The organism is Flavobacterium xylosi, assembly GCF_042787345.1.
GTDB lineage: Bacteria > Bacteroidota > Bacteroidia > Flavobacteriales > Flavobacteriaceae > Flavobacterium > Flavobacterium xylosi.
The window spans coordinates 58,896-70,075 of sequence record NZ_JBHZPZ010000020.1 but is presented as its reverse complement, the minus strand read 5'-3'; the positions used below and the strand labels follow the sequence as shown (position 1 = coordinate 70,075).

6 protein-coding genes are annotated in these 11,180 nt (G+C 36.0%); 5 read left to right on the top strand and 1 reads right to left on the bottom strand.

Annotated features, from left to right (window positions below):
* Positions 1–47 precede the first annotated feature (47 nt).
* Together ACFX5E_RS14455 and ACFX5E_RS14450 are read left to right on the top strand one after the other, a co-directional pair.
* On the top strand, positions 48–7,403 hold the full coding sequence (locus ACFX5E_RS14455; RefSeq protein WP_379855865.1) for a LamG-like jellyroll fold domain-containing protein: 7,356 nt from the start codon (positions 48–50) through the stop codon (positions 7,401–7,403).
* Between the two features lie 138 nt (positions 7,404–7,541).
* A complete protein-coding gene (locus ACFX5E_RS14450; RefSeq protein WP_379855864.1) occupies positions 7,542–7,826 on the top strand; it encodes a hypothetical protein in 285 nt (94 codons plus the stop codon).
* Between the two features lie 72 nt (positions 7,827–7,898).
* Here the strand turns inward: ACFX5E_RS14450 and ACFX5E_RS14445 are convergent, their stop codons facing one another.
* On the bottom strand, positions 7,899–8,351 hold the full coding sequence (locus ACFX5E_RS14445; protein WP_379855863.1) for a DUF4442 domain-containing protein: 453 nt from the start codon (positions 8,349–8,351) through the stop codon (positions 7,899–7,901).
* 227 nt (positions 8,352–8,578) lie between these two features.
* On the opposite strand from ACFX5E_RS14445, the gene ACFX5E_RS14440 reads away from it, so the two are divergent.
* The 3 genes from ACFX5E_RS14440 to ACFX5E_RS14430 all read left to right on the top strand — a co-directional run bounded on the left by ACFX5E_RS14440 (position 8,579) and on the right by ACFX5E_RS14430 (position 11,179).
* Positions 8,579–9,034: a DUF4870 domain-containing protein gene (locus ACFX5E_RS14440; RefSeq protein ID WP_379855862.1), complete on the top strand. Its 456-nt coding sequence runs from the start codon at positions 8,579–8,581 to the stop codon at positions 9,032–9,034.
* Between the two features lie 73 nt (positions 9,035–9,107).
* Positions 9,108–9,437: a PadR family transcriptional regulator gene (locus ACFX5E_RS14435; RefSeq protein ID WP_007136354.1), complete on the top strand. Its 330-nt coding sequence runs from the start codon at positions 9,108–9,110 to the stop codon at positions 9,435–9,437.
* Between the two features lie 5 nt (positions 9,438–9,442).
* Positions 9,443–11,179 carry a PspC domain-containing protein gene (locus ACFX5E_RS14430; RefSeq protein WP_379855861.1) on the top strand — a complete coding sequence of 579 codons (1,737 nt, stop codon included), beginning with the start codon at positions 9,443–9,445 and terminating at the stop codon, positions 11,177–11,179.
* The last annotated feature ends 1 nt before the right edge of the window (position 11,180 follow it).

The following is an 11,180-nucleotide window of genomic DNA, read 5'->3' as shown; positions in this document are numbered from 1 at the left end:
ATATCACCTATTCTACCACTGGTGCAACAGGTGCTACTTTTAGTGGGTTGCCAACAGGTGTTACAGGTAACTGGGCTGCCAATGTGGTAACGATTAGCGGTTCACCATCAACAACTGTTGGTTCGCCATTCAGCTATACAGTAACTACAACAGGCGGTTGTACAACACCTGCGGTAACTGCAACAGGAACTATTACGGTAACGCCAAATATGACAGTAGCAGCTGCATCGAGCACTCCAACGCTATGTATCAATACTCTTTTGACCAATATCACCCACGCAACTACTTTGGCAACTAGCATTGGATCACCAACGGGTTTACCGGCAGGCGTGACTGCTGCTTTTGCTTCTAATACAATTACCATCAGTGGAACGCCAACAGCATCTGGAACATTTAATTACAGCATTCCGTTAACTGGAGGTTGTGGAAATGTAAATGCTACAGGAACGATAACTGTTACACCAAACAATACAGCAACGGCTTCAACTCCACAAACTAAATGTATCAATATTGCACTATCGCCGAATCTTACCCATACTACAACTGGAGCAACTGGAATAGGTTCGGCAGTAGGTTTACCTGCAGGCGTGACTGCTGCTTTTGCCTCTAATACAATTACTATCAGTGGAACGCCAACCGCGTCTGGATCATTTAATTACAGCATTCCATTAACAGGAGGTTGTGGAAGTGTAAATGCTATTGGAACAATCACTGTTACACTAAACAATACGGTTGGAGTTGCATCGACTACACCAACCTTGTGTATTAGTACCTTATTGACCAATATTACTCATACTACAACCGGAGCAACTGGCATTGGAGCACCAACAGGTTTACCTGCAGGCGTGACTGCTGCTTTTGCTTCTAATACAATTACCATCAGTGGAACGCCAACAGCATCTGGAACATTTAATTACAGCATTCCGTTAACTGGAGGTTGTGGAACAGTAAATGCTACTGGAACCATTACCGTAACACCAAATATGACGGCAACGTCATCAACCCCACAAACGAAATGTATCAATACCGTATTATCTCCAAACCTTACCCATACAACTACTTTAGCAACTGGAATTGGAACACCAACGGGTTTACCTGCCGGAGTTACAGCCTCTTTTGCATCTAATACCATTACAATAAGTGGTACGCCAACAGTTTCGGGAACATTCAACTACAGCATTCCGTTAACAGGAGGTTGTGGAAATGTAAATGCAACTGGTACAATTACTGTAACTCCCAACAATACTTTCACACTTGGGACATCAGGAACAGATATACAAACCATTTGTATTAATACCTTAATATCAAACATTGTATATGATTTTTCCGGAAACCCCACAGCTGCAATAGTAACTGGCCTTCCTTCAGGAGTCACAGATTCCTATGCTTCCGGTCCAAAAAGACTTACAATAAGTGGTCTTCCTACAGTATCAGGAACATTTAACTATACCATAACATTGACAGGTGGTTGTGGGACCTTTTCAGGAACAATTACCGTTACACCAAACAATACAGTTGGAGTTGCATCTAGCGCACCTACTTTATGTACTAATACATTATTACCCAATATTACTCATACTACAACTGGAGCAGCTGGAATAGGTTTTACCACAGGTTTACCTGCAGGAGTTACGGCTGCTTTTGCATCAAATACAATTACTATCAGCGGTACACCAACAGCTTCTGGAACATTTAACTACAGTATTCCGTTAACTGGAGGTTGTGGGAATGTAAATGCTACAGGAACTATAATTGTTACACCAAACAATACAGCAACAGCTTCAACTCCACAAACAAGATGTATCAATATTGCACTATCTCCGAATCTTACCCATACTACAACTAGAGCAACTGGAATAGGTGTTGCCACAGGTTTACCTTCAGGAGTTACGGCTGCGTTTGCATCTAATACCATTACAATCAGTGGCACACCAACAGCATCAGGCGTATTTGCGTATAGCATACCATTAACTGGAGGTTGTGGAACAGTAAATGCTACAGGAACCATTACCGTTACACCAAATAATACAATAACCCGCACATCAGCAGTGGGAACCGATGCACAAACAAGATGCATCAATACTGCAATTACCAATATCACGTATTCAACCACTGGAGCAACAGGTGCTACATTTATTGGGTTGCCAACAGGAGTAACAGGTAACTGGGCTGCCAATGTGGTAACGATTAGTGGCTCACCATCTGTATCAGTGGCCTCTCCATACAATTATTCAGTAACTTTGACCGGCGGTTGTGGGAATGCAATTGCCACAGGATCTATAACTGTCAATCCATTACCCACAGGTTCCGCTTTAAATCAAACCATTTGCAATGCTAGAACTAGCAATGTAGCCCTAAACTCAACTATTATCGGTACGACATTTACTTGGACTGCTGCATTAATAACAACACCAACTAGCGGAACTATAACTGGGTTTAGTGATTGTCCAGGAGCATGTGGCACAACAATTTCACAAACATTAACCAACTCAGGGACAACTGCTGGTGTGATTCGATATACCGTTACGCCAACTGCGAACAATTGTTCTGGCTCAACATTTACAGTCAATGTAACTGTAAATCCTAAACCAATAATAACTTTATCAAATGTAACGGCACAATGTTCAACTACATTAACGGCTCCAACTTTTACAGATACCTGTGGAGTAACAGTAACTGGAACTACTGGAGATACTACTACTTATAATACTCAAGGAACATATACTGTTGTTTGGTCTTTCGCCTTTGGAACAGTTATAACAAGTACACAAACCGTAATCATTGACGACACCATTGCTCCAGTTGCTAGTACAACACCTTTACCAGCATTAACTTATTCAGGTTGTCAAATAGATAATTTGCCAATACCAACTGCAACTAATAATTGCCCTATTGGCGTGATAAACGGAACCCCTAATATTACTTTTCCATTTACAACACTAGGACTTACTGTAGTTACCTGGTCTTATAATGATGGTAATGGAAACACTGCTACCCAAACACAAAATGTAACGCTAACAGCACCACCAATTTCTGGGGGTACTTTATTAGGGAAACTTGATGTAATTCCCCCAGCAGTCTATACCCCTACTGATAATATTGCCATTTCTTCATGTCCCAATGATAGTAACCCTGTTACAATAAATTTATCAGGTGAAATAGGTACCATTGTTCGTTGGGAAAAATTTGAAGCTGGAGACACACAATGGAGCATCATTAAAGATGTTTCTAATAATCCTATTACTACTAATGTTTACAATATTGTATTTAATTTCAACAACACTAAATCTACTTTATTTAGAGTCTTAGTGCAGGTAGGAAACTGTACTCAATATTCAAATATGGTAAATGTACATGCCATTCCTCCTGATGTTCCTCCAGTTTTAGATCAAAATTTATTCAACATCTGTCTGAATGAACAAGTTTCTTTAGTAGCACGTAGTGGATATACTTCTACAATAAACGCAGGTAATGGTGGAGATTTTAATTTAGGACAATTTCCTAATAAATGGGATCCTACCCAATGGAAAATTGATGGAGAAGTATCAGGAACAGCATGGACAGCAGCAGCAAATAATGCAAAAGTTAACAATTGGACAGGAACCAATGATTCTAAAAGAGTAGGCACATCCTATATAATAGAATATGATAATGGTATACTAGGGAAGAAATTTGGAATGGCACATGGTAATTATAATAGTAATGAATATACTACAAAGTTTGGTGTAGGACCAACAACCTTAGAAACTCCCATATTTAGTTTGGAAGGTTTAGCCGAAGCATCTATCTGTTTCGACCAAGCGTATAACCTACATGCGGGAGATTATGCCAAGTTAGAGTTGTCATTAGACGGCGGAACAACTTATAACATTCCCTTACAAGAATTAATAGGGAAAAACCCGCCATTAACTTGGGATTGGGATTCTCCAGAAAATAAACCTCCTTCAACCTCTAGTTATTATATGTTTGCAAACGATAACTCCTGTTTTGATTTATACGAATACATTAAAACAATTCCTTCATATGGACTTACGAGTCTTAGAGTGAAGTGGACCTTTTTTGGTACAACTGATGAAAGTGTATGGGCAATTGATAATATTACAATTCCTGTTAAACCTTATTACGATGAGGTAGAATGGACAGATGGCCTTGGAACTCCAGGAGAGTATATTATTCGAGGTAAATTAGAGGTAGCAATTCCAATTACTCCAACAGCACCAGGTGTCCACAAATATGGGGCAACATCTTTAATAAATGGATGTAGAGCCTATGATCCAGACGGAACTGCGTTAGCAACTGTAAAAGTAAATTATTCGTATGCCGGTGAGGCACAAGCATACACCAACGAACAATGCGGAGAAAGAACAGTTCAACTTAATGCTTATGACAATACCAAAACCGCTAAAGAAAATTTCAACAAAGGAGCCTATCCTTCATTAGTACCAAAGGATCCGGCTAAAAAAATAGATTATAATGATGATCCGGGTACAGGAGCAACAGGAACATGGTCTGTCTTTAATACTACAAACACATGTGGAACCTATAGTTTTTCTGATGTCTCTAGTCCAATTTCATCATTTTCGGGTGATTCAGGTGTTTATACTCTGAGATGGAGAGTGGGATCCGACACTGCAATTTGTGACAGTTTTGTTCAGGTAACATTAACCAATTGTGACGTGGTTGATTTTGATGGAGTTGATGATTATATCGCTTTTAAAAATAATTATGGATTAACTAGTGCATTTAGCATAGAAGTTTGGGTAAAACCAGATCCACAACCCATTAATCCACCAAGTATTATCCAAACCATTATATCTAAACGAAATGCTAACAGTCTTATTGATGGATATGACATAAGACTTGTTGGAAGTACATTGACATTTAATTGGAATAATGGCAGTAAAATAACATCGTCTTTTCCATTAACTACCAGTAGATGGTATCATGTGGCGGTTACCTATAGTGGCGGAATCTATATATTATATGTTGACGGAATTGAAGTTGTTCGTTCTGCCGGTTCTCAACCAACAACCAATAGTTTTGAGTGTATTGCGGGAGCTATGGACCAGACAGGAAATACTCCAAATAAACCTGTAAATCATTTTTCAGGATGGATGGATGAATTAAGAGTTTGGGATGTAGGTTTAAGTCCAGACCATGTGAGACAAATGATGAATCAACAAATTATTAATAATGGTACTGCTGTTCGAGGAGAAATAATACCTATTGATGTTAATGGCCCTGATACCAATAAAGACGGAATCGATGATCAACCAATATCTTGGGCAAATTTAAAAGGGTATTACCGTATGAACCAAATTGATTGTGGTTATCTTAAACCTTTTGCAGGAAAAGGTGTTGATGGCAAATTAAGAAACATTACGAGTTCCCAAGAAGAAACTGCTCCATTACCTTATGTTTCAATAAGAGATGGTAACTGGATGGATACAGGCTCCGGGACAACTCCATGGAAATATGGTGATTCTGTTTGGGATTATCCAAATAGTACTGGTTTTAATGGAACTCTAATCGATTGGAATATTGTACAAACAGGACATAATATTAGTTCTGGAAATAAAGATATCACCATTTTAGGTTTAATTTCAACCGCAGGCAAATTAACAATTGCTGATCCTGTTGTCACCACACCTATCGAAAAAAATGATGGTCAAGGATTATGGATTACCCATTATTTAAAATTGAATGGCAATATTGATCTGGTAGGAGAATCACAATTGGTACAAAAGAGATATGGCACCTATAATTCATCTAACCTATTCACTACTAATCAATTCAGTGAAAGTATTTTTGAGGTAGCTAGTTCAGGATATATTGAACGGGACCAACAAGGCAAGCAAAACAGTTTCAATTACAATTATTGGTCATCACCAGTAAGTATAATTCAAGGGGTTATTAATAACACCCCCTACTCACTTACAAGTATTTTAAGGGATGGTACAAACTCCGCTGATCCGAAAACTATAAACTTTGTTGAAGGAGCATTTAGTGCCGATGGAGCAGTGACAATTCCAATAAAAATAAGCAACCGTTGGCTATGGTCCTACAATTCACAAACGCTCGACTTAAATACGGATTTACAAGATTATAATCAATGGAACTATATTGGAAGTACATTACCTTTAAACACAGGAGAAGGATTTACCATGAAAGGAACAGGCGGAACAGCAGCTATAGATGTAAAACAAAATCATGTATTTGTTGGCAAACCCAATTCAGGAACTATTTCTCTGAATATTTCGCAAGAGCAAACCTATTTAATTGGTAATCCATATCCTTCTGCCCTCGATGCCGATGAATTTATAAAAGATAATTTAGCAGGCAGAGCAGGTTTCAACGTATTTAATGGTGCACTCTATTTTTGGGATCATTTTGGTTTATCAAATAATCATGAATTAGCTGAATATGAGGGTGGTTATGCAACCTACACATTAACAGGAGGTGTTCCGGGTATCAATGACAGTTCATTAACTTTAAATAACGGTGCATCCGGGTTAAAAGCACCAGGACGTTACATACCTGTAGCCCAAGGATTTTTTGTGGATGCTGCATTAGATCCTGCCATAATTGGGACAACATCGACCGTTCAGGGTGGGACCATAAATTTTAAAAATAGTCAACGGGTATTCATGAGAGAAAATCTTACAAGTTCCATGTTTTTGAAAACAGGTGGCGACAAGTCAAATACTACCGATACAGACACAAGATTAAAAATCAGATTGGGTTTTGACTCTCCTGTTGGTGCGCATCGACAACTATTAGTTGGAGCCGACCCTAATTCCACAAATCAATTTGATTTAGGTTATGATGCACCAATGTTTGATACAAATGACAATGATATGTATTGGGAATTGAGTGATAGTCAGTTTGTAATTCAAGCAATCCCAAATTTTAATGACAATCAAATAATTCCTCTGGGTTTTACAATAGCCAAGGAAGGGTTAAGTACAATAAAAATTGACGCTTTAGAAAATATGCCAAATACCACTAAAATTTATCTGCATGATAATCTAACCAGTATATACCATGACCTTAGAGAAAGTGCTTTAAAAGTTTCACTTGCTATTGGAGAATACAACAACCGTTTCTCATTGAGATTTGCTGATAAAACACTTAAAGTAGACGATTTTACTTTACCTGAAAGCATCTTGGTTTATTTTACAAATAATACTAAAACCTTAAACATCAAGAACAAATTTATAGACGGAACAGTAAACAAAGTATTCCTTTTCAATTTATTGGGTCAGTCTATTACCAATTGGGATGTGGAAGACCAAAAACAAAATAATATTCAAATTCCAATTAAAAATGTACCTTCAGGAGTCTATATTGTGAAAGTTAAGACTACAAAAGGAGATTTCAGTAAAAAAATAATCATTAGGTAAACAATTTATACCGCATAATTAAGGGCAATGGTTTAAGTAAGTATTAACCAAAATTTTAAAATCGATATTAATTTTTCTTATTATATTTGATTAACGGTTTTAAATAATCACTCAATTAAAAATTTAACTTTAATAAAAATGAAAAAAATAGGTACCATCTTAGCTATAGCTTTATTCACAATTAATGTTGGCGCACAAGAAGTTAAGCCAGACGTAAAAGAAAAAGCTAAAAAAGAATCATGCGGTGTAAAAGATGATTCTAATATAAAAGCAATGACTGTTGCAGAAATAGAAAAATGTCAAGTTAAATGCAAAGCCGAAGGAAAAAAATGCGAGGCAAAAATGGCTCAAACTGAAAGCAAAAGATGTGATGCCACGATGGCTAAAGCCGAAGGAAAAAATTGCTGTTCTAAGAAAGCATAACTTACTAAAAAATGAAACGCCTCTAAAATTTAGAGGCGTTTTTTATTATCGATATGAGGTTAAGCCCATATTTTATTTTGCTCTAACACTCCATTCAAAATCCATTTCAGATACTTGAATCCCCTTTTCATCGGTACCAATAGATTTCATCCAGAAGGTTTGCCCTTCTCCAGTAGCAATTGTATTTTGTATTGCTTCTTCAATTAAATGGCCATCCTTACAGGTAAAAGTGATTCTTCCAGTTGCTTTCTTTGTAAAATTCCCCTTATTATTAGCCACCAACATAGAGATTTTTTTTCCGCTTTTTTGAATTTGAAACATCACCAAAGCACCCGTGGATAACTCCGCAGCCATGGCTTGCACCGCAAAATACATCGAATTAAACGGATTTTGGTTAATCCATCGATGCTTAACCGATACTACGCATTTATTTTCGTCTATTTCCTTTACTCTTACTCCACAAATAAATGCAGATGGTAATTTGAATAATAAAAATTTATTGAGTTTAGAAGCTGTAAGTCTCATTTGCAGTGGTTTTTTTGCTAAAGTACAAAAAAATACTATGCATACATATAAAAAATATTTGTTAATATTTTGTTAATATTTGGTACTATGCGATACAAGATACTTTCTTTTAGACATATATTTGTATAAGAAATTACTAGGTGACCTAAAAAATTAATTAGCCTCGGATTTTCAATCATCACACGAGCCTGAAAGGCGAACTGGCAAAGCAATCAAAAACAAAAAAAATGGAAACTACCACCGAAAAAAACACCGCAACATTTACACATCTAAGTGCACTGACTCAATATTTCATACCTTTTGGAAATTATATTTTTCCAATATTGATTTGGACTTCAAAAAAAGACAAATCGGAGTATGTAGATTTTCATGGTAAACAAGTACTTAATTTTCAATTGAGTTTGTTGTTATATTCTTTGACTTTAATTATGATCGCAATTCCAATTTTTATCTTCACTGTATTCAGCAACATCTCTTTTAACACAATGATGAATCATCACGATTTTGTTTTTACCGATTTCAATTTTGGAAATAACATCGGAATAGTTACAGTTGGCCTGCTTGCTATTCTTCTTTTTGGTCTATTGAAAGTCGCTGAATTTTTCTTAATTATTTATGCTGCTATCAAAACATCAAATGGAGAAAAATACCAATATCCGTTAACCATACCTTTTATAAAATAAACCAGACAGAAGCAATCAATCATCAATCAAAAAATGAATAGTTTAATCAACCAAAAATCAAAAAAAACGAATTATGAACATTGAAAACACAAAAGCCCAGATGCGTAAAGGTGTTCTCGAGTTTTGCATCCTATCCGTATTGAAAGAAAAAGATGCATACACATCGGAAATATTAGACACTTTGAAAAACGCAAAATTATTAGTCGTGGAGGGAACGATTTATCCGCTGCTTACCCGATTAAAAAATGACGGATTACTTAGCTACCGTTGGGAAGAATCAACCTCGGGACCACCAAGAAAATACTATGGTCTAACCGAAATAGGACAAACATTTTTAAACGAACTTAATGGCACTTGGACTGAATTGTCAGATGCCGTAAATCTAATCACAAACCAAAAATAATAGCCATGAACAAGACTGTAAATATTAACTTAGGCGGAATGTTCTTTCATATTGATGAAGATGCATACCTAAAAATGACGCGTTATTTTGACGCTATAAAACGTTCTTTATCTAAATCATCAGGACAAGAAGAAATCATCAAAGATATTGAAATGCGTGTTTCGGAATTATTGACCGAAAAACAAAAAAGCGACAAACATGTAATTTGTTTGAAAGATGTAGATGAAGTTATTGCTGTAATGGGTCAACCTGAAGATTATATAATCGAAGAAGACAATCACACTTCACAAACCTATAATGCCGACTCTAAAAGAACCAAAAAGCTTTACCGAGATACTGAAAACGGAATGATTGGTGGTGTTCTTGCAGGATTGGGACATTATTTTGGAATAGATAAAGTTTGGCTTAGAATTTTCCTTTTATTAATGGTTTTTGTAGCTGGATCCGGTGTCTTAGCGTATATCATTCTGTGGATTGTGATGCCAGAGGCGACAACAACTGCTGAAAAACTAGAAATGAGAGGCGAGCCGGTTACCATTTCAAACATCGAAAAAAAAGTAAGAGAAGAGTTTGAAAATGTTTCAGATAAAATAAAAAATGCAGATTACGACAAATATGGCAATCAAATTAAAACCGGTGCCAATAAAATAGGAAGTTCTTTAGGCGATTTTATAATGACCGTTTTTAAAGTTTTCGCAAAATTTCTTGGAGTAATTTTGATTATCATTGGAAATGTAACTTTAATTTCATTACTGATAGCTGTTTTTACTTTAGGTTCTTCAGACTTTATTGATGTGCCATGGAGAGGTTTTATTGAAGCGGGGAATTTTACGGATTATCCTATTTGGTCTTTTGGATTATTGATGTTCTTTGCTGTTGGAATTCCATTCTTTTTCTTGACTCTTTTAGGTTTCAAATTACTGTCTCCAGCCATGAAGTCGATAGGAAATATTGCGAAATACACGGCATTAGCACTTTGGTTAATTGCCATAGCAATTTTAATTTCAATCGGAATCAAACAAGCTTCTGAAGTGGCATTTGAAGGAAAAACAGTAAAAAAAGAAACTATTAATTTGATGCCAAATGATACCTTGTTTGTAAAATTCAGATACAATGATTATTACACTAAGGACATTAATGACAGGGAAACCTTCAAGTTTGTGCAAGACTCGGCAAACACTGAATTAATTTATTCAAACAATGTAAAATTGCAAATTTTACATACTGATGAGAAATTACCATTCATTCAGATTGAGAAAATGGCAAGAGGAAAATCATTCCAAGCTGCTAAATTAAGAGCCGAAAAAATAATATATGCTGTTAAAATTGAAGGAAATCATTTAATTCTGGACAATTATTTACTGACTGAAGTAAGCAATAAATTTCGTGATCAGGAAGTGGAAATTTTCTTATATTTACCTGAAGGAACTTTATTAAAACCAGATTCTTCTGTTCAGGATTATGACAGATCTGATGATTCATTCTTCAACTTACATTACAGTTCTGACAACTATGTTTACAAAGTAGAAGGTTCAAAAGTAAAATGTTTGAATTGTCCTGCCGATGAAAATGAATTTGATGATATCGATCCTATTGAAGATATTGATAATGATAGCGCACAAACATCAGTTATTATTAATGAAGATGGTGTTACTGTAAAAGGAGATACCATTAGCAATTCAAAAAAAAGGTTTAAAGAATTAAAAATAAACGAAGACGGTATTATCATTAAAACTAAATAGC